Annotated in this window: 22 protein-coding genes and 2 tRNA genes; 13 read left to right on the top strand and 11 right to left on the bottom strand. The window is 62.3% G+C overall.

The features are described from left to right. Positions 1 to 326 precede the first annotated feature (326 nt). From NKH16_RS25410 to NKH16_RS25425, 4 genes are all read left to right on the top strand, one after another. Positions 327 to 1,496, top strand: a complete 1,170-nt coding sequence (locus NKH16_RS25410) for a cystathionine beta-lyase (RefSeq protein ID WP_352743417.1) — start codon at positions 327 to 329, stop codon at positions 1,494 to 1,496. Between the two features lie 252 nt (positions 1,497 to 1,748). Continuing rightward, positions 1,749 to 2,420, top strand: a complete 672-nt coding sequence (locus tag NKH16_RS25415; RefSeq protein ID WP_023677637.1) for an RNA polymerase sigma factor — start codon at positions 1,749 to 1,751, stop codon at positions 2,418 to 2,420. A gap of 104 nt (positions 2,421 to 2,524) precedes the next feature. Then, complete coding sequence (locus tag NKH16_RS25420; RefSeq protein ID WP_352747308.1) at positions 2,525 to 3,049, top strand: DUF4142 domain-containing protein; 525 nt, start codon at positions 2,525 to 2,527, stop codon at positions 3,047 to 3,049. 14 nt (positions 3,050 to 3,063) lie between these two features. Continuing rightward, positions 3,064 to 3,375 carry a cupredoxin domain-containing protein gene (locus tag NKH16_RS25425; RefSeq protein WP_352747391.1) on the top strand — a complete coding sequence of 104 codons (312 nt, stop codon included), beginning with the start codon at positions 3,064 to 3,066 and terminating at the stop codon, positions 3,373 to 3,375. Positions 3,376 to 3,482: 107 nt separating this feature from the next. On the opposite strand, the gene NKH16_RS25430 is transcribed toward NKH16_RS25425, so the two are convergent. The 3 genes from NKH16_RS25430 to NKH16_RS25440 form a co-directional block, all read right to left on the bottom strand. Then, positions 3,483 to 4,703, bottom strand: coding sequence for an anion transporter (locus NKH16_RS25430; RefSeq protein ID WP_352747310.1), 1,221 nt, complete (start codon positions 4,701 to 4,703; stop codon positions 3,483 to 3,485). 59 nt (positions 4,704 to 4,762) lie between these two features. Further along, positions 4,763 to 4,839: transfer RNA gene (locus NKH16_RS25435), tRNA-Arg, on the bottom strand. A 50-nt stretch (positions 4,840 to 4,889) separates the two neighbouring features. Further along, entirely contained in the window at positions 4,890 to 5,195 is a 306-nt protein-coding gene (locus tag NKH16_RS25440; protein ID WP_023677641.1) for an ETC complex I subunit, read from the bottom strand. 160 nt (positions 5,196 to 5,355) lie between these two features. On the opposite strand from NKH16_RS25440, the gene NKH16_RS25445 reads away from it, so the two are divergent. Then, a tRNA-Pro gene (locus NKH16_RS25445) sits at positions 5,356 to 5,432 on the top strand. A 124-nt stretch (positions 5,433 to 5,556) separates the two neighbouring features. Here NKH16_RS25445 and NKH16_RS25450 read toward each other — a convergent pair. After that, entirely contained in the window at positions 5,557 to 6,384 is an 828-nt protein-coding gene (locus tag NKH16_RS25450) for an alpha/beta fold hydrolase (RefSeq protein ID WP_352747313.1), read from the bottom strand. Positions 6,385 to 6,514: 130 nt separating this feature from the next. On the opposite strand from NKH16_RS25450, the gene NKH16_RS25455 reads away from it, so the two are divergent. Further along, a complete protein-coding gene (locus NKH16_RS25455) occupies positions 6,515 to 7,543 on the top strand; it encodes a GlxA family transcriptional regulator (RefSeq protein ID WP_352747316.1) in 1,029 nt (342 codons plus the stop codon). 449 nt (positions 7,544 to 7,992) lie between these two features. Here NKH16_RS25455 and NKH16_RS25460 read toward each other — a convergent pair whose 3' ends face one another. The 4 genes from NKH16_RS25460 to NKH16_RS25475 form a co-directional block, all read right to left on the bottom strand. After that, on the bottom strand, positions 7,993 to 8,274 hold the full coding sequence (locus tag NKH16_RS25460) for a hypothetical protein (protein WP_352747319.1): 282 nt from the start codon (positions 8,272 to 8,274) through the stop codon (positions 7,993 to 7,995). Positions 8,275 to 8,336: 62 nt separating this feature from the next. Continuing rightward, entirely contained in the window at positions 8,337 to 9,038 is a 702-nt protein-coding gene (gene hdaA, locus NKH16_RS25465) for a DnaA regulatory inactivator HdaA (protein WP_352747321.1), read from the bottom strand. Between the two features lie 5 nt (positions 9,039 to 9,043). Next, positions 9,044 to 10,270 (bottom strand): AI-2E family transporter, encoded by a 1,227-nt coding sequence (locus tag NKH16_RS25470; RefSeq protein ID WP_352747324.1) that lies wholly within the window; start codon positions 10,268 to 10,270, stop codon positions 9,044 to 9,046. Further along, on the bottom strand, positions 10,242 to 10,799 hold the full coding sequence (locus NKH16_RS25475) for a CDP-alcohol phosphatidyltransferase family protein (protein ID WP_023677645.1): 558 nt from the start codon (positions 10,797 to 10,799) through the stop codon (positions 10,242 to 10,244). Before NKH16_RS25475 ends, NKH16_RS25470 begins: the two co-directional genes overlap by 29 nt. 200 nt (positions 10,800 to 10,999) lie before the next feature. On the opposite strand from NKH16_RS25475, the gene NKH16_RS25480 reads away from it, so the two are divergent. Continuing rightward, positions 11,000 to 11,650 (top strand): glutathione S-transferase family protein, encoded by a 651-nt coding sequence (locus tag NKH16_RS25480; protein ID WP_352452979.1) that lies wholly within the window; start codon positions 11,000 to 11,002, stop codon positions 11,648 to 11,650. Between the two features lie 94 nt (positions 11,651 to 11,744). On the opposite strand, the gene NKH16_RS25485 is transcribed toward NKH16_RS25480, so the two are convergent. After that, positions 11,745 to 12,197 carry a hypothetical protein gene (locus NKH16_RS25485; RefSeq protein WP_352743408.1) on the bottom strand — a complete coding sequence of 151 codons (453 nt, stop codon included), beginning with the start codon at positions 12,195 to 12,197 and terminating at the stop codon, positions 11,745 to 11,747. 355 nt (positions 12,198 to 12,552) lie between these two features. Here NKH16_RS25485 and NKH16_RS25490 point away from each other — a divergent pair, with 355 nt between their 5' ends. The 6 genes from NKH16_RS25490 to NKH16_RS25515 all read left to right on the top strand — a co-directional run bounded on the left by NKH16_RS25490 (position 12,553) and on the right by NKH16_RS25515 (position 15,993). Further along, on the top strand, positions 12,553 to 12,960 hold the full coding sequence (locus tag NKH16_RS25490; RefSeq protein WP_352747328.1) for a hypothetical protein: 408 nt from the start codon (positions 12,553 to 12,555) through the stop codon (positions 12,958 to 12,960). A 111-nt stretch (positions 12,961 to 13,071) separates the two neighbouring features. Next, positions 13,072 to 14,136 (top strand): phosphoribosylformylglycinamidine cyclo-ligase, encoded by a 1,065-nt coding sequence (gene purM / locus NKH16_RS25495; protein WP_023677649.1) that lies wholly within the window; start codon positions 13,072 to 13,074, stop codon positions 14,134 to 14,136. After that, positions 14,133 to 14,840, top strand: a complete 708-nt coding sequence (purN, locus tag NKH16_RS25500; RefSeq protein WP_352902494.1) for a phosphoribosylglycinamide formyltransferase — start codon at positions 14,133 to 14,135, stop codon at positions 14,838 to 14,840. The genes purM and purN overlap by 4 nt, the downstream gene beginning before the upstream one ends. A 59-nt stretch (positions 14,841 to 14,899) precedes the next feature. Continuing rightward, the gene (locus NKH16_RS25505; RefSeq protein ID WP_352457662.1) at positions 14,900 to 15,187 is read left to right on the top strand and encodes a type II toxin-antitoxin system ParD family antitoxin; all 288 of its coding nucleotides are present in this window, start codon (positions 14,900 to 14,902) and stop codon (positions 15,185 to 15,187) included. Then, complete coding sequence (locus tag NKH16_RS25510) at positions 15,180 to 15,473, top strand: type II toxin-antitoxin system RelE/ParE family toxin (protein ID WP_352747333.1); 294 nt, start codon at positions 15,180 to 15,182, stop codon at positions 15,471 to 15,473. Before NKH16_RS25505 ends, NKH16_RS25510 begins: the two co-directional genes overlap by 8 nt. Before the next feature lie 4 nt (positions 15,474 to 15,477). Continuing rightward, positions 15,478 to 15,993, top strand: a complete 516-nt coding sequence (locus tag NKH16_RS25515; protein WP_352747336.1) for a SixA phosphatase family protein — start codon at positions 15,478 to 15,480, stop codon at positions 15,991 to 15,993. A gap of 108 nt (positions 15,994 to 16,101) precedes the next feature. Here NKH16_RS25515 and NKH16_RS25520 read toward each other — a convergent pair whose 3' ends face one another. Both NKH16_RS25520 and NKH16_RS25525 read right to left on the bottom strand, forming a co-directional pair. Then, positions 16,102 to 16,374, bottom strand: a complete 273-nt coding sequence (locus tag NKH16_RS25520; RefSeq protein ID WP_352616713.1) for a DUF680 domain-containing protein — start codon at positions 16,372 to 16,374, stop codon at positions 16,102 to 16,104. Positions 16,375 to 16,650: 276 nt separating this feature from the next. Next, positions 16,651 to 16,884, bottom strand: a complete 234-nt coding sequence (locus NKH16_RS25525; protein ID WP_352747338.1) for a DUF680 domain-containing protein — start codon at positions 16,882 to 16,884, stop codon at positions 16,651 to 16,653. Positions 16,885 to 16,901: the final 17 nt, after the last annotated feature.

The following is a 16,901-nucleotide window of genomic DNA, read 5'->3' on the forward strand; positions in this document are numbered from 1 at the left end:
CGACGCGCTGCCTCCCATTCACGAACAACATCGAAGGCGATTATTCCTGTGAGGTCAAGGGAAATGACCAAATCCGAAAGACTTTGAAAACCAACCGCCTGAAATGCCTGAAATTGCAGACAAACGCGCTCGCAAATTGGTCAGCGCGCCAATAAAGCCGGCAAAGTCGGACCGTGACTTGCCAAGCGCACCTGGCAGCCGTCCAGAGGATCTACGGCGCATTGCTGAATTGGCATATTCAAGACCTTGGCCTGGCGAGTGCGGTGCGGTTGCGCGGCCAATGCCGCCGCACTATGGCTAACGACTTACTCATGGGATAAAAAGCAATGGCAAAAGACGGCAGCGAGATGGGCATCAACACGCGGCTCGCCCATTCCGGCAACAACCCGCATGACTATTTCGGCTTCGTCAATCCGCCGGTCGTGCATGCCTCGACCGTGCTCTATCCCAATGCCGCGACAATGGCGGCGCGCAGCCAGAAATACACCTACGGCACGCGCGGCACCCCGACCACCGATGCGCTGACCAGCGCCATCGATGCGCTGGAAGGCTCCGCCGGCACGGTCGCGGTGCCGTCCGGCCTGGCGGCCGTGGTGCTGCCGCTGCTCGCCTTCCTGTCGGCCGGCGATCATCTGCTGATCGTCGATTCCGTGTATCATCCGACCCGCAATTTCGCCGACACGATGCTGAAGCGGCTGGGCATCGAGGTCGAATATTACGAGCCCCGCATCGGCGCCGGCATTGCGGCGCTGCTCAGGCCCAACACCAAGGTGGTACTCACCGAATCGCCGGCCTCCAACACCTTCGAGGTGCAGGACATACCGGCCATCGCCAAGGCAGCACACGCCGTCGGCGCCATCGTCATGATGGACAACACCTGGGCGACGCCGCTCTACTTTCGCCCGCTCGACCACGGCGTCGACATCTCGATCCACGCGGCGACGAAATACCCGGCCGGCCATTCCGACGTGCTGCTCGGCACCGTGTCGGCCAATGCGGACTGCTGGAAGCAGCTTTGCGAGACGTTCAACACGATGGGCTGCTGCGCGGGGCCGGACGACGTCTACCAGGTGCTGCGCGGCCTGCGCACCATGGGCGTGCGGCTGGAGCACCATCAAAAGAGCGCGCTTGCCCTCGCCGGCTGGCTGGAGGGCCAGCCGGGCGTGGCGCAGGTGCTGTATCCGGCGCTGCCCAGCCATCCCGACCATGATCTTTGGAAGCGCGACTTTTGCGGATCGAGCGGCATCTTCTCGATCGTTCTTGCGGGCGGTGGACAAAAGCAGCAGCACGCCTTCCTCGACGCGTTGAAGTTTTTCGGCCTCGGCTATTCCTGGGGCGGCTATGAGAGCCTTGCCGTGCCGGTATTCCTTGGCGACCGCACCATCGCCAAGGGCCCGTATGACGGGCCGCTGGTGCGCCTGCAGATCGGGCTTGAGGATGTCGGGGATTTGAAGGCCGACCTGGCGCGCGGGCTGGCGGCGGCCGCTGAGGCCTGAGCCAGCACCTTTCCAGACTGAGTCAGGAAATCGGCGTAACAGCCTGGAAAAATTGCGATCCTGAGCGATGTCATGGCGACCGATCAGCCGATGACACGGCGTCTACAAAATAGAGACGCCGGTGTGGTGGAGGCGTTAGAATAGCCTCTGCCGGCGCTTGAAACGGATCGAGGCCGGCCAGCGGATTGGTCGGGAACCTTTTGTCGGCCGATTCATCCAATGTCCGATGAGAAGCCTATCAGGAGATCGGCCATGCCTGCTGCGTTGACGGCAACGCCCGCCGCTTCCGGTGACATGCAGCTTGTCGGCCGCGCGCTGGCACGTGATGGCGATGCATTCCGCACCATCATCAAGACGCACAACCAAAGGCTCTACCGCATCGCCCGAGGCGTCGTGCGTAACGACAGCGAGGCCGAGGACATCGTCCAGGAGGCCTATGTCAGCGCCTTTGCCCATCTCGAGGCCTTTCGCGGCGATGCCTCGCTCGCCACGTGGCTATCGCGTATCGTCATCAACGAAGCGCTCGGCCGCTTGCGCAAAAGGCGGCGAATGGTAGCGATGCCTGAAAACCCGCAAGCCGAAATCATCCGGTTTCCCCTCAACCCGAGCGACGATCCGGAGCGGACGATGGCGCAACGGCAGATCCTTGAGCTTGTCGAACGGGCAACCGACAGTCTTCCCGATGTCTACCGGATGGTATTCGTGGCGCGCGTCATCGAGGGATTGAGCATCGAGGAAACCGCCGAACTGCTTGGCGTGCGACCAGAAACCATCAAGACCCGGCTGCACCGCGCCCGCGCGCTGGTGCGCAAGGCGCTGGACGACCAGATCGGCCCGGTGCTGCTCGACGCCTTTCCCTTCGCGGGCCGGCGCTGCGAACGGCTGACCAATGCCGTGATGCAGCGGCTTGGTCTTTCCGGATAGGCCGCGCCGATTTTCGCGGGAACGTTTGGCGGCGACCTGCATCCAATGAGCATCACTGAAAACGAAGCCCGATGCAGTTCCGCGTCGGGGCGAAGGAGAGCATCATGTTTATTCGACCGACCGCGGCACTGGCCGCATTTTTCCTGCTTAGCGCAGCGCCCTTGTCGCAAGCTGCCGACAAGCCGACCGATCCGCAGATCGCACATATCGCCTACACAGCGGGCGTGCTTGACGTCGAGGCGGCCAAGCAGGCGCTGAAGAAATCGAAAAACAAAGAGGTCGTGGATTTCGCCAAGGACATGGTGCGAGATCATGAGGCGGTCAACAAACAGGCTCTCGACCTGGTCAAGAAGCTCAAGGTCACGCCTGAGGATAATCCGACCAGCAAAGCGCTGACCAAGGCAGCGGCCGAGGAACGTGCCAAGCTTGCCAAGCTCAAGGGTGCGGCGTTCGACAAGGCCTATGTCACCAGCGAGGTGGCCTATCACAAGCAGGTCAATGGCGCGCTCGAAACACTGTTGATTCCGTCGGCCAGCAATGCCGAGCTGAAAAGCCTGCTGGAAACCGGCCTGAAAATATTCCAGGGCCACGAACAGCACGCCGAACACGTCGCCGGCATGCTGAAGTGAGGATTGGGCCGATGATGTCGAGGCGGCATCTGTGGGTTGCGCTGGCACTGGCCATGGGTGCCGCGCCGGCCAAGGCCGACACCATTGAGGTGACGATCGAGAAGCTTGTGTTTTCGCCGGCAAAGATCGAGGCGAAGGTCGGCGACACGATCAGGTGGGTGAACAAGGACGTGTTCGCCCACACGGCAACCGTCAACGGCGCCTGGGAAGTGATGATCCCGCCGAAGAAGGCAGCGAGCCTGACGGTGAAGAAGGCGGAATCGGTCGATTATTTCTGCCGCTTCCATCCCAACATGAAAGGCCATCTGACGGTGACGTCGCCCTGACTGGCTGATGCATGCCGCGCAAAAGTGTGCAGCGGTTTTGCGATAACGGCATGCATAAACAAGAGCCTAAAGCGCGCCGCATGAGGCTGGTCGAATGCGACGCGCTTTTAGGCCGCCAGCCATGCCGTCCCAACAAGAAGCGTGACCAGCGTCAACGGCAGGCCGACCTTGAAGAAGGCGATGAAGCCCAGCGGTTTGCCGGAGACCCGCGCGTGCTCGGCAACGATCAGATTGGCGACCGAGCCGAGCAGCGTGAAATTGCCGGCCAGCGTCGAGCTCATGGCGACGACCAGCCAGGCCCGCTCGGGGTTTTCCAGTCCGGGCACGAACGGCTTCAGCGCCAGCACGGCCGGGACATTGCTCATGATGTTGGATAGCACTGCGGTGAAGCCGGACAGCCGCCAGACATCATTCAGCCCGAGGTCCTTTGCCGAGGCGACGATGTCGGGCGTCAGCAGCGTCTTCTCCGCTCCGGCGACGACGATGAACAGCCCGGCGAACATGAACAGCAGCGGCCCATCGATCTCGCGATAGATGCGCTCAGGTTTGATGGCGCGGGTCAAAAGAAGAATGGCGCCGCCGATCAGCGCAGCCTTGGCAACGGGAACGCCGGCAAAGAAGGCGACCGCCAAACCGACACAGACGACCACCGCCTTCACCACCTGCCCCGGCAGCATGCGGCCGCGATAGACTTCGGGGCTGAGCTCGGCCTTGCGCGAAAATTCAGCGCGGTAGACGATGCGGATGATGCCGATGACGGCGACGAGGCCGAACGCCGCGACCGGCGCCAGCGCCGCCGAGAAGGCCGGATAGGAAATCCCCGACAGCGCGCCGATGACCATGTTCTGCGGATTGCCGGTGATGGTGGCGACGCTGCCGCAATTCGAGGCCGTGGCGGTGGCGATCAGATAGGGAACCGGGTTGCGGTTGATGACGCGGGTGACATGGACGACGATCGGCGCCATGACCAGGCAGATGGCGTCGTTGACCAGGAACGCCGACAGGACGCCGGTCAACAGCGTCACCATCACCAGCAGCATGAACGGCGCATGCGCATGCTCGATGGCGAAGCCGCCGAGCGCGCGAAAGGCGCCCGACACTTTCAGATGCGCCACGACGATCATCATGCCGAGCAGAAGCGTGATGGTGTCGAAGCTGATGGCGCGGTAGGCGTCCTCCATGTCGAGCGCGCCGATGGCGATCATCGCCGCACCGCCGAGCAGCGCGATCCCTGCCCGGTCGAGGCGCAGTCCGGGTATCCTGCCGATTGCGACGCCGGCATAGGTCAGGACCAGGATCAGCAATGCCGCCGCGCCCATCGCTGTCATGTGTTGGAAAATCCTGTGCGACTGGCGAGTGAACCTGTCCGGAATGGACCTGAAGATATTGGCGATCCCGACAGGATTCGAACCTGTGACCATCGGCTTAGAAGGCCGGTGCTCTATCCAGCTGAGCTACGGGACCGCTGGCCGGCCGCATGACCGGCGGATTGTGCCGGCAGGGCCGGCATAGGATCAATGCGTCCAGGGCGTCCTGCGGTCATAGCGGAAATTCTCCGCATAGGAAATCTGGCGGCGCTTGATTTCCTTCGGCTCCTCGACCCGAAAAGCCAGCCCTTCCTTCTCGGCATAGGCGACCGCCTCTTCTCTTGTGTCGAAGGTCAGCCTGATCTGGCTGCGCATGTCGCCGGACGTGGTGTAGCCCATCAGCGGATCGATCTTCTTGCGCTGCTCCGGATCGAATTCCAGCACCCAATAGCCGGTCTTGGCCTTGCCGGACTGCATCGCGGTTTTGGCTGGGCTGAAAATGCGGGCTGACATGACCACCTCATTGCTTGTTGCAAGCACACGACCCCGAGACCAGATTACTGTTCTCTGGCCATGCACTAGCCCGTCATTACTGCGCAATGCCGCCGGCAGCAAGGCCGATGGCTTTTTACGCTTGCTTTGGCGGGCTGAAATCACTAGGCAACAGACCGTTCGGAGTGTAGCGCAGCCTGGTAGCGCATCTGGTTTGGGACCAGAGGGTCGGGAGTTCGAATCTCTCCACTCCGACCATTCATCAAGCAAATCTCGTCGGCAGGGCAAGCGGATCACGCTCGAGCGTGTCTCCCGTCGCCGGTCATGTTTAAGCGACGGACGGACAGCACGAGCCCGCGCTGCCCGTCCGACATGCAAGCCGTCAGCCCTGGATGAAGGCCAGCAGATCCGGATTGATGATCTCCGGATGCGTGGTGCACATGCCGTGCGGCAGGCCCTTGTAGACCTTGAGCGTGCCATGCTTCACCAGCTTGGCCGCAAGCAGCGCGGAATCGGCGATCGGCACGATCTGGTCGTCGTCGCCATGCATGATCAGGACGGGAACCTCGATCTTCTTGAGGTCGTCGGTGAAATCGGTCTCCGAGAACGCCTTGATGCAGTCGTAATGGGCCTTGGCGCCGCCCATCATGCCCTGGCGCCACCAGTTGTCGACGGCGCCTGGCGAGACCTTGGCGCCCTCGCGGTTGAAGCCATAGAACGGGCCGGCCGGCACATCCCTGTAGAACTGGGCGCGGTTCGCGACCAAAGCGGCGCGAAAGCCGTCGAAGACCTCGATCGGCAGGCCACCCGGATTGCTGTCGGTCTTGACCATGATCGGCGGCACGGCGCCGATCAGCACCGCCTTGGCAACGCGGCCGCCACCGCCATAAAGCGCGACGTAACGGGCCACCTCGCCGCCACCGGTCGAATGGCCGATGTGGATCGCATCCCTGAGATCGAGATGCGCCGCCAGCGCCGCAACGTCGGCGGCGTAGGTGTCCATCTCATTGCCAGTCGCGGTCTGCGACGAGCGGCCGTGGCCGCGGCGGTCATGGGCGATGACGCGGTAGCCCTTTTCGAGGAAGAACAGCATCTGGTTGTCCCAGTCGTCTGAGCTCAGCGGCCAGCCGTGATGGAACACGATCGGCTGGCCCTTGCCCCAGTCCTTGTAGAAAATCTCGGTGCCGTCATGGGTGGTGAATGTGCTCATCGTCCTACTCCTTGATGGAAAAGTCGGGGGGTAACAGGGAAGCTTTTAGCCCCTTCAGCTGGACAAATTATAACAGCGCGGCCAGGGTGAGCATTGGCAAAACGGACATTCAACGTGGCAAAACTGACAAATGACGGCTGCGCGTGATCTGATCGAAATCGGCCTTGTCTTGTATCCCGGCGTGCAGGAAGCGGCCGTGCTCGGCCTGACCGATCTTTTCATGCTGGCAAACCGGCTGGCTGTCGAGCGGTCGCCCGAGGCGGCGAGGCTTCGCGTCAGTCATTGGCAATTGGAGGACGCGGGCCACACCGTAGTCCGCACCTTCGACAGCGACCCCGGCGCCGACAATGAACCAGCCATGGTTATCCTCCCGCCGACCTTGGGAGATCCGATCGCTCGGGAAGCAGCCGCGCCCTATGCCGGCTGGCTCAGGGATCGCCACACGGCAGGCGCGACGCTCGGTTCGGTCTGTGCCGGCGCTTTCGTGCTTGCCGAAACCGGCCTGTTGTCCGGCCGTGCGGCGACGACGCACTGGGCTTATCGCGACGCGCTGGCGCTGCGCTTTCCAGACATCCTGCTCGACGCCGACAGGCTGGTCATCGACGATGCCGATATCATCACCGCCGGCGGCTACATGGCCTGGACCGACCTCGGCCTCAAGCTCGTGGACAGGGTGCTCGGGTCAACCGTGATGATGGACACGGCGCGTTTCATGCTGGTCGACCCGCCGGGCCGCGAGCAACGTTTTTACAGTCCGTTTGCGCCGCGACTGACCCATGGCGATGAAGCGATTCTCAAGGTGCAGCACTGGCTGCAGGCGAACGGCGCGCGCGATGTGACGCTTGGCGCCATGGCCGATCACACCGGGCTGGAGGAGCGGACTTTTCTGCGGCGCTTCCGCAGCGCCACCGGCCTCAAGCCGACCGAATATTGTCAGCACCTGCGGGTCGGCAAGGCGCGCGAGATGCTGGAAACCACGATGCGAGCGATCGACCAGATCGCCTGGGAGGTCGGCTATGACGATCCCGGCTCGTTCCGCAAGGTATTCGCCAGGATAACCGGCCTGGTGCCCGGCGACTATCGCCGGCGGTTTGGCGTGGAACGAGCGGTGCTTGGGGGAGACGATCGGTCTGAAACGGTACCGAGGCTAGAGCAATGACGGACCGACCAATCGCGACCTGCGATGAGTGCGGCAGCACGTATTTTTCCGGCAGCAGCGCAATGGCCAGTCTATGTGCCGAATGCGCATCTCTGCTCTATGGATATCCAAACTGCGAACATCATTTCGAAAGCGGCCGATGCACGGCCTGCGGATGGGACGGCTCTCGATCAAAATACGTCGCCGACATCATTTCCAGGCAAGACCGACAGCGTTGAGAATAGCGCTATCAGCTGGCGAGAAAATCTCACTTCAAGGCGACTGGTCGGATCGCCGCATATGGCAAGCTCGCCGGGAAGAGAACCCCAACCGCCCCATCTCCCGGCGAGCCTACAACCTGATTTGATACGCAATCAGGACCGGGATTAGCCGGCAAGCTCTTTGTTGCAAGACAGGTGCCAGTCTTTTTTCTCGAAATGGGACACAGACGGAAGTGAGCTCCCTGATGTTCACGCCGAGGCTTTTTGCCTGATGTGCCGGATCAGTCGAATTCCTGAAATCAGCAGTAATGCGCCTCCGACTTCCACGACCAGGATCACGGCCGAGCCCCAGGGAATAGCTGGCCAAAACTCCGAAAAGGCTTGCCTGAGCCAGGTGATATGAGCAGGCTCCTCGCCGTAAGCCCTGAGCATCAAGTCCGCGTAATCGAACATCTCTTTGACCACGATCGCCGACCAGAACAGCGATGAGACAAACCATATCAGTGCGATTCGTCTGACGATCGGGCTCATTCCAATACCTACTGTCAAAAAGATCGACTTGATTAGCACACCCGCCAAACGAGATCATCCCGCTATATCTCGAACTCGCCCTGCCCTTCGTCCATGGCGCTGACGGTCTCGGCTGCCAGGGCGCGGGTGATCGGCGTCTTGCGCTCGAGCGCGGTGCGGTCGAGCCGCTCGACCACGCGCATGGCGGTGGCCAGCGAGCGTTCGATGCGGCGCACCAGATATTGCACGACATGCGGCTCGACCTCGACCTGGCGGTCGGTGAACAGCTTTGTGATGACGCCGGCCAGCAGAAGATCGTCGGGTTCGTGGATCTCGACGGTCGCCGCCGCCTTCAGCCGCGACGCCAGGTCGGGCAGCCTGACGCCCCAGGCGGACGGGAAGCGCCGCGCCGTCAACAGCAAGCTCGAGCCGGCGCCGCGCACCGCGTTGATTAGGTGGAAAAGGCCGTGCTCATCGATCGGTTCGGCGTCGATATCGTCGATCAGGGCCGGATGCGGACCGAGGTTTTCGATGCAGTCGCCGATGCGGCCGGCCTCCACTTTCACCGCGTCGGCGCGGGTCCGCCAGATCGAGGCCAGATGGGTTTTCCCCGAGCCGGCCGGCCCGGCCAGCACAACGACCGGCGACGGCCAGTCCGGCCAGCGGTCGACAAGCGCCGCCGCCTGGCTGTTGGTGCTGGAGACGACGAGCTCGTCGCGCGAATAGCCGGTGCCGTGGCCTAGATCGAGCGGCAATTGACGCGGCGGATCGATCTTGTCCGGCATCTGGCTCAACCGCGCGCGCCCCCGCGGCGCCGCACCTGCAGCGGCGGCACCGGCTCGTCGGCATGGCCCTTGTAGAGCGGCGATTCGAGATAGCGGGCGATGGCGAAACGCACCAGAACGGCAACGGCGGCGGAAGCCGGCACGGCAATCAGCAGGCCGACGAAGCCGAACAGCGCGCCGAAGGCAAACAGCGCAAACATCAGCCATACCGGATGCAGGCCAACGCTTTTGCCGACCAGCCTTGGCTGCAGGATGTTGCCCTCGATGAACTGGCCGACGAAGAACACACCGGCCACCGCTGCGATCATGGTCCAGTCCGGCCAGAACTGGACGAAGGCGACGCCGACGGCCAGCACCAGGCCGGTCAGCGAGCCGACATAGGGGATGAAGGAGATCAGCCCGGCGAACAGACCGATGAGGATGCCGAAATTTAGGCCCGTCAGTGTCAGGCCGGTGGCATACATGGCGCCGAGCACCAGGCACAGCGTGCCCTGGCCGCGCACGAAGCCGGCGGTCGCCGTGTTGATGTCCCTGGCGATCGTCCTGACGGTCTTGACATAGTCGCGCGGCACCCAGCTGTCGACGATTGCCACCATGCGGTCCCAGTCGAGCAGCATGTAGAAGGCGACGACCGGCGTCACGACGAACAGGCTGACCACCGAGACCAGCGCCACACCGGAGCTCCAGATCGAGGTGAAGACGGTGGTCAGGAGGCCGAAGCCGGAGGTCAGCAGCGAGTTCAGGCCTTCGCGCAGGCCGTTGGCGTCGACGCCGAATTTCTCTTCCAGCCATTTCGGGTCGAAGCTGGTGATAAGGCTCTGCAGCCGGGTCAGATAGTCCGGCAGCTTGCTGGCGAAATCAGCCATCTGCGAGGCAAGTACCGGAACCAGGATGACGACGGCCAGCACCAGGACGACGATAAAGGCGATGAGGATGACCACCGTCGCCATCAGCCTGGACAGGCCGAGCCGCTCCAGCCGGTCGGCGACAGGGTCGAGGAAATAAGCGAGCACCATGCCGGCGACGAAGGGCAGAAGGATGCCGCTGAAGACATAAAGGAAGACGGCGAGGATGATGGCGCTGACCAGCCAGAAACGGATCTGCCGGCGAAACGACGCCGATGCCGCAGCCTCCGCTGCCGCGGCTTCAGCCTCGGCGTCGATGGACCGTTCGTCAGGTGCCCGGTGGTCAGGTGCCCCGTGTTCAGGTGCCGGGTGTGGAGCCTTCGCCATAGCCGCTCATATGCCTCAGCCAAGCCACGAGATAGGCCGCGGCCGAAGCCACGGTCAAGACCCCGGACAGCAATATGAGGGCCGGCCTCAGCGGATCGAGACGGATGTCGAAGGCGAGTTCGCCCAACACCACTGCCGCCAGCACGATCTGGATCGCGGTGTTGGCCTTCGACACCAGGAGCGGCTTCATCTCGACCGGATGCGCCATGACGGTGGATAAAAGCACGGCGCAGACGATCAGTGCGTCGCGCGACACCATGGTAACGACCAGCCACAGCGGCAGTTCGCCGCTGAAGCCCAGGACCACGAAAACCGAGACCAGCAGCAGCTTGTCGGCCATCGGATCGAGATAGGCGCCGAGCCTGGAAAACTGGTTGAAATGACGGGCGATGAAGCCGTCGACGCCGTCGGAAATGCCGGCAATGAGGAAGCCGGCAAAGGCCCAGTCCCAGCGTTCCTGCAGCATGGCCAGCACCACGGCCGGCACCAGCACGAAGCGCATGATCGTGATCATGTTGGGGATGGTCAAACGCATATCCCGTCGCTCTTGTTTGTCGATACATGATGGAGATGGAGGGTTACGGCAAGTGAGAAGCGACACAGAAGCTGCCAATCTCCCCACGAGGGCGCCAGCAATGAAATAGGTCAAGACCGATGTCGATTTCGGGGAGGCTCATTCGTCTCACGATAGGAAGCCGAGGAAATTTGCCCAGCAAGGAAACGGACGCGATGACAATCACTATCACAGCATTTGAACGATCGCCCGATGGCGGCAAGGGACTGGCGCGCGATACGCGCGTTCGCTGGGCGCTCGAAGAAGTGGGGCAGCCGTATGAGGTTCGTCTTGTTTCCTTCGCAGAGATGAAGGCGCCTGGCCATCTGGCCATCCATCCCTTCGGCCAGATCCCCACCTATGAGGAAGGTTCTCTCTCGCTGTTCGAAACCGGCTCGATCGTCTTTCACCTTGCTGAGCAGCATGCGGGATTGCTGCCGAAGGATCGCAATGCCCGCGCGCGTGCGATCACGTGGATGTTTGCCGCACTTAACACCGTCGAGCCGCCGATCCTCGAATTAACGACGGCAAGAATATTCGAACGTGACAAGCCTTGGAGCGAGGAGCGCTTGCCGTTGGTAAAGGACCGTGTTCGCGCTCGGCTGGACAAACTCTCGGCCCACTTGGGCGTCGCCGACTGGCTCGATGATACGTTCAGCGCAGGCGATTTATTGATGGTATCGGTGCTGCTGCGACTAAGAATGTCAGGCATTTTGGACGAATATCAAAACTTGGCTGCCTATGTAGCGCGCGGGGAAGCTCGGCCGGCTTATATCCGGGCTTTCGCCGCGCAATTTGCAATCAACGCAGAGGTGCGTGAAGAATAGCCAGCGTTGAACTAACCAAATGGAAGCGAGCCCGAAGCGCGCTATCCTTTGGCCGTTAGGAAACAAGGCGCGCTGTGGATGGACTAATAGGCCGCTAGCAAGGCACGATGCGCAACAGAGAGGGAGTGGAACCTTGTCTTTGGCCGTTGGCGAAGCGCGTAAGTATCTCGATACATTCATGACGGGACATGGCTTTCGCCGCATCCGGAAAGGCGTCTTCGAAGTCGACCGGGGCGACGATATCAGCCTGATTCTCGAAGAGGCCTTTACTGCAAGCTATGGCGATGTTCATTTGAACATGCTCGTTTACCTGGACTTTCTTACCGTCAGGCCGTTGCTTGAAAGGCTGTACGGCAAAAAATGGATCTGGCCCGGACTGTCGCAGTTTCATCCTGAAACGATATTTAACAATGAGCTGAAAGCTTATGCTCGTTACTTCGAGCACCTTGACCAGACGAGCATAGACAGGTTGCTGGGGAAATATGTCGAGCTGGCGCGACGGATCAGCGCTCAGAACCCGGACCTCGCCAGTTACGTCGCCGGACATAGCGAGTTGCTCGACAAACCTTACGAATTCACACAGCCCTTCGCAGTTCGAATTCCTCGCGCTGATTGCCTGCGAAATCGAACTTGGGCACTACGAGCGGGTAAAGCAGGCTGTGCACTGGATTCGAACGAACAATGGCGGAATAGCGCTGAGCGGCTACGCCAAGGCACAACTCGACCGCGTCGACATGGTTCTGGCGGAACGAGAGAGGCGTCCATAAGGGGGGCAGCTTGGGCGACTGTCCACTCCTTTGTCGAGCCAAGACCGTCTGATCCCGCCGTCATCCTTGCGAGGTGCGGCCGTTCATGCGAAGAGCCCGTGAAGCGACAGCCTATTTCCCCACTGCTGAATGACGATGGCGCAGAGAATCACAATCGCTTGGCGAGTAACGCTTTGTTATCTGGCCGGACTGACAGAAAGTCTTTTGGTCTTCGCATTTTTCGGAGCCCCGCACCGCAAGGTGGCGACGCAAGATCTCCTGTGGGCCTTCGCTCTTGAGCTGGCCGTGGGCGTGGTCGTCTCTTGGCCCCTCTGGCTGACCGCCGCTGTCGTCGCGTTCGTTTTCTCAAGATCAGTCGTTGTAAATCCAGGTCTGTGGGCTGCCGCGGCGGCTTTGCTCGCCGCCGGCTTCTCGTATGGAACTCAGCCCTTCGACGGTGAGATCAGGTCTCTTGCCACCGTCGGTGGCCTCGCCGCAATTCTGGCAGGGATTTCTTTTTACTGTTGGAGTGTATCACGCCCGGTTCCCGCGGCATCCAACTGAAAACACCATTAATCGCGCGCTTGCCTTGCGGGGCAAAACCGTTCATGCGAAGAGCCCGCACGCGAGTGAAAACAGCGACAGGCAAGCGCAACAGATGAGCAGGCGCCGGAAATGAGCAAGCGCAAGAACGGGCTCACCTATGCCGAAGCGGGCGTCGACATCGATGCCGGCAACCTCATGGTCGAGAAGATCAAGCCGCTGGTGCGCGCCACCCGCCGGCCGGGCGCCGATGGCGAGATCGGCGGCTTCGGCGGCCTGTTCGACCTCAAGGCAGCCGGCTTCACCGATCCGGTGCTGGTCGCCGCCAATGACGGCGTCGGCACCAAGCTGAAGATCGCCATCGACGCCGGCAAGCATGACACGATTGGCATCGACCTGGTCGCCATGTGCGTCAACGACATCGTCGTGCAGGGCGCCGAGCCGCTGTTCTTCCTCGACTATTTCGCCACCGGCAAGCTCGATCCCGACCAGGGTGCTTCGATCGTCGGCGGCATCGCCGAGGGCTGCCGGCAGGCCGGTTGCGCGCTGATCGGCGGCGAGACGGCGGAAATGCCCGGCATGTATCACGACAAGGATTATGACCTTGCCGGCTTTGCCGTCGGTGCCGCCGAACGCGGCCAGCTGCTGCCGACCGACGACATCGTCGAAGGCGACGTGCTGCTCGGCCTTGCCTCCTCGGGCCTGCATTCGAACGGCTTTTCGCTGGTCCGCCGCATCGTCGCGGTAAGCGGCCTTGGCTGGGGCGATCCGGCGCCGTTCAATGACGAGGCGACGCTGGCCGAGGCGCTGCTCGAGCCGACGCGCATCTACGTCAAGTCGATCCTCAAGGCGATCCGCAACACGCATGGCATCAAGGCGCTGGCCCATATCACCGGCGGCGGCTTTCCCGAAAATATCCCGCGCGTTCTGCCCAAGGATTTTTCGGCCGAGCTCGATCTCGGCGCCATCGAGGTACCGCCGGTGTTCTCATGGCTGGCCAAGACCGGCGGCGTCGCGCCGGAAGAGATGATGCGGACCTTCAATTGCGGCATCGGCATGATCCTGGTCGTCGCCTCCGGCCAGGCGGCGCAGGTCGCTGCCGTTCTGCAGGAGGCCGGCGAGACGGTGACGCCGATCGGCCAGATCGTGCCGCGCCGCGATGCCGGCGTCATCTATCGGGGCTCGATTGGCCTATGACCAGGAAACGGACGGTCGTACTGATCTCGGGGCGCGGCTCCAACATGACGGCGCTGGTTGCGGCGGCGAGCAACCCGGCCTATCCGGCCGAGATCGTCGGCGTCATCTCCGAGCGCGCCAATGCCGCCGGCCTTGGCATCGCCGCGGCGCGCGGCATCGCCACCAGAGTGATTTCGCGCTCCGACTATGCCAGCAAGCAAGCGCATGACGAGGCGATCGATGCGGCCCTCTTATCGTTCGGCGCCGAGATCGTCGCGCTGGCCGGCTATATGCGCATCCTCGGCGCGCGCTTCGTGGACAAGTGGCAGGGCCGCATGATCAATATCCACCCTGCCCTGCTGCCTGCCTTCAAGGGGCTGGATACGCATGCGCGGGCGTTGCGCGCGGGCATGCGCATCCATGGCTGCACGGTGCATTTCGTCACGCTCGACATGGATGACGGGCCGATCATCGCCCAGGCCGCCGTGCCGGTGATGGTCGGCGACAATGAGGACACGCTGGCCGCGCGCGTGCTCAAGGCCGAGCACCAGCTCTATCCGCTGGCGCTGGGGCTGGTCGCCGAAGGCAAGGCGCGGATGGAAGGCGGCCGCACGGTGTTTTCGCGCTTCGCCGACGATGCCGACAACGCCACGTCGGTGGTGATCGCGCCCGACCCGATGCGCGAAGAGACCGATCTCGAGCACCTGGCGCGGATAACGCCGTAAGAGTCAGTTCTTGAATTTGGTAGCAAATTTTGCTACCGTTTTCGTGAGGAGACGGCTTGATGGCGACAGTCGAAAAAGTCAGCGTAGCGCTTTCCCCGGAACTGCTGGACATGGTCAAAGGCGCGGTGGCCAGCGGGCAGTACGGTTCGGCAAGTGAAGTGATCCGCGAGGCACTGCGCGAATGGCGGCTTCGCCAGCCCTTGCGCGAGGCCGAAGCGGAGCGGTTGCGGAAAGCCTGGACGGAAGGGCTGGAGAGCGGTCCGTTTGCGCCGTTCGACATCGAGGACATAAAACAGAAAGCCCGCAGCCGGTTGGGCAACACCAGCAAAAACCGGCGGAATGGCTGACATCCGCATTGTCCACAGCCCGGCGGCAGGAGACGACCTGATCGATATTTGGTTTGGCATTGCAAGGGACAACCCGCTTGCCGCGGACCGCTTTTTGGATGCTATTGCCGAGCGCATCGTGCAATTGGGCACATTCCCGGAATCCGGTCCCAAGAGGCCCGACATCGCTGCCGAGGTGCGGGCGTTGACGATCGGCAACTATCTCGTGCTTTATCGCCTGGCCGAACAGCGCGTCGAGATCGTCCGCGTCGTGCATGGCGCACGCGACGCTTCGGCCTTATTTTGAATCCATGAAGCAACTGCTGCTCCTGCGTCACGCCAAGTCGAGTTGGGACGATCCCAACCTCATCGACTTCGAACGGCCGCTGTCCGCGCGCGGGCTGAAGGCAGCGCCGCTGGTCGGCCGCGAACTGGCCCGGCGCGGCTGGCTGCCGGAGTTGGCGCTGGTGTCGCCGGCGCTGCGCACCCGCGACACGTGGCGGCTGGTCTCGGCGGAATTGCCGGCGAAGGTGCAGGCCAAATTTGCCCAGGCGCTTTACGAGGCAGCAGCGGCGGACATCCTCGCCAAGGTGCGGCAAGTGAAGGCGGGGACCGGAACGCTGCTGGTGCTTGGCCACAATCCCGGGTTGGAGGAGTTCGCGCGCGGTCTTGCCGGGGCTGGATCTGATGAAGCGGCGCTGAAAAAACTGGCGGAAAAATTCCCGACCGCGGCCCTGGCTCGGTTCGACGTCGATGGCGATTGGGCCGGTCTCACCTTCGGCAGCGCCCGGCTGACGCACTGCATTTGGCCGAAGGATCTTCGCTAGGGATTTACCAACAGGCCCGGGGATCGCCGACCCTTTCGACCGACCGGGCTTTGCCCAAACAAGAGCGGCGGGCCAGGCCCGCCGCGCATTGTGCTCCCGGTTAAGGAACTAACGGCCCCAATTGCCCCGGCCAGATTGGGGCACTACGGGCTGATCCGTGCCAAACCAGGTCGTCGCCTCGGTGTCGACGGCGTTGTGCTCGGCCGTCAGCGGCTTGCGGATGGAACCGGTAAACCCGCTGTCGACGGTGCCGACAGGCGCGTTGCCAACAGGCGCGGCCGGCTGGTTGACGCCGTCCGAGCCATAGTGATCGCTGCCTGCAAAGGCGCTGCCCGTGGCGACGAGGACGATGGTGGCGACGGTAAGAGCAGTCTTGGTCATTTCAGGTACTCCAATGTACTGGTCATTCGTGAGTTGTCGTTGCTTTCGACGCATTCGAGATGAGAGCGCTGTCCGCGCCGACGAATACGCACCCGGCTTTTTCCGATGTGCACGTTGCTGGACGATTTCAGCAACCGAGATTGTGGCTACAGATGAAACCTGCAAATCAAAGTATTCGATTGGCGCAGGATGCTATTCGGCGCACACGCCCGTTGATACGCGACAGCAAGAGTAGCGGGCCAAGCCCGCTGCTCTTTGTGTTGCGGGCCGTGATAATCAGCGGCCCCAGATGCCTTGGCCGGATTCAGGCGCCACCGACTCGGAGGTTATCTTGGCACCGGTATGCTCGGAAGTAACTGGCTTGCGGATCGAACCGGTGAAGGTGTTGTCGACGTTGGCAGCAGCAGCGGCCGGCTGGTTGACGTTGTCCGAGCCATAATGGTCGCTGCCGGCAAAAGCAGTGCCGGTGGCAACGAGGATGGCGGCGGCGGTAAGAGCGAGCTTGGTCATTTCGGTACTCCGGTAGT

It is taken from the genome of Mesorhizobium sp. M1307 (assembly GCF_040318155.1).
GTDB lineage: Bacteria > Pseudomonadota > Alphaproteobacteria > Rhizobiales > Rhizobiaceae > Mesorhizobium.

Coding starts and splice junctions, on each gene's coding strand:
- hdaA (WP_352747321.1), bottom strand. CDS start 9,038: ATGCCGGACAAGATCGATCCGCCGCGTCAATTGCCGCTCGATCTAGGC.
- NKH16_RS25470 (WP_352747324.1), bottom strand. CDS start 10,270: ATGGCGAAGGCTCCACACCCGGCACCTGAACACGGGGCACCTGACCAC.
- NKH16_RS25510 (WP_352747333.1), top strand. CDS start 15,180: ATGGCTGACATCCGCATTGTCCACAGCCCGGCGGCAGGAGACGACCTG.
- NKH16_RS25430 (WP_352747310.1), bottom strand. CDS start 4,703: ATGACAGCGATGGGCGCGGCGGCATTGCTGATCCTGGTCCTGACCTAT.
- NKH16_RS25410 (WP_352743417.1), top strand. CDS start 327: ATGGCAAAAGACGGCAGCGAGATGGGCATCAACACGCGGCTCGCCCAT.
- NKH16_RS25505 (WP_352457662.1), top strand. CDS start 14,900: ATGGCGACAGTCGAAAAAGTCAGCGTAGCGCTTTCCCCGGAACTGCTG.
- NKH16_RS25425 (WP_352747391.1), top strand. CDS start 3,064: ATGTCGAGGCGGCATCTGTGGGTTGCGCTGGCACTGGCCATGGGTGCC.
- purN (WP_352902494.1), top strand. CDS start 14,133: ATGACCAGGAAACGGACGGTCGTACTGATCTCGGGGCGCGGCTCCAAC.
- NKH16_RS25420 (WP_352747308.1), top strand. CDS start 2,525: ATGTTTATTCGACCGACCGCGGCACTGGCCGCATTTTTCCTGCTTAGC.
- NKH16_RS25455 (WP_352747316.1), top strand. CDS start 6,515: ATGACGGCTGCGCGTGATCTGATCGAAATCGGCCTTGTCTTGTATCCC.
- purM (WP_023677649.1), top strand. CDS start 13,072: ATGAGCAAGCGCAAGAACGGGCTCACCTATGCCGAAGCGGGCGTCGAC.
- NKH16_RS25520 (WP_352616713.1), bottom strand. CDS start 16,374: ATGACCAAGACTGCTCTTACCGTCGCCACCATCGTCCTCGTCGCCACG.
- NKH16_RS25415 (WP_023677637.1), top strand. CDS start 1,749: ATGCCTGCTGCGTTGACGGCAACGCCCGCCGCTTCCGGTGACATGCAG.
- NKH16_RS25440 (WP_023677641.1), bottom strand. CDS start 5,195: ATGTCAGCCCGCATTTTCAGCCCAGCCAAAACCGCGATGCAGTCCGGC.
- NKH16_RS25480 (WP_352452979.1), top strand. CDS start 11,000: ATGACAATCACTATCACAGCATTTGAACGATCGCCCGATGGCGGCAAG.
- NKH16_RS25515 (WP_352747336.1), top strand. CDS start 15,478: ATGAAGCAACTGCTGCTCCTGCGTCACGCCAAGTCGAGTTGGGACGAT.
- NKH16_RS25525 (WP_352747338.1), bottom strand. CDS start 16,884: ATGACCAAGCTCGCTCTTACCGCCGCCGCCATCCTCGTTGCCACCGGC.
- NKH16_RS25485 (WP_352743408.1), bottom strand. CDS start 12,197: ATGTCCGGCGACGTAACTGGCGAGGTCCGGGTTCTGAGCGCTGATCCG.
- NKH16_RS25490 (WP_352747328.1), top strand. CDS start 12,553: ATGGCGCAGAGAATCACAATCGCTTGGCGAGTAACGCTTTGTTATCTG.
- NKH16_RS25460 (WP_352747319.1), bottom strand. CDS start 8,274: ATGAGCCCGATCGTCAGACGAATCGCACTGATATGGTTTGTCTCATCG.
- NKH16_RS25450 (WP_352747313.1), bottom strand. CDS start 6,384: ATGAGCACATTCACCACCCATGACGGCACCGAGATTTTCTACAAGGAC.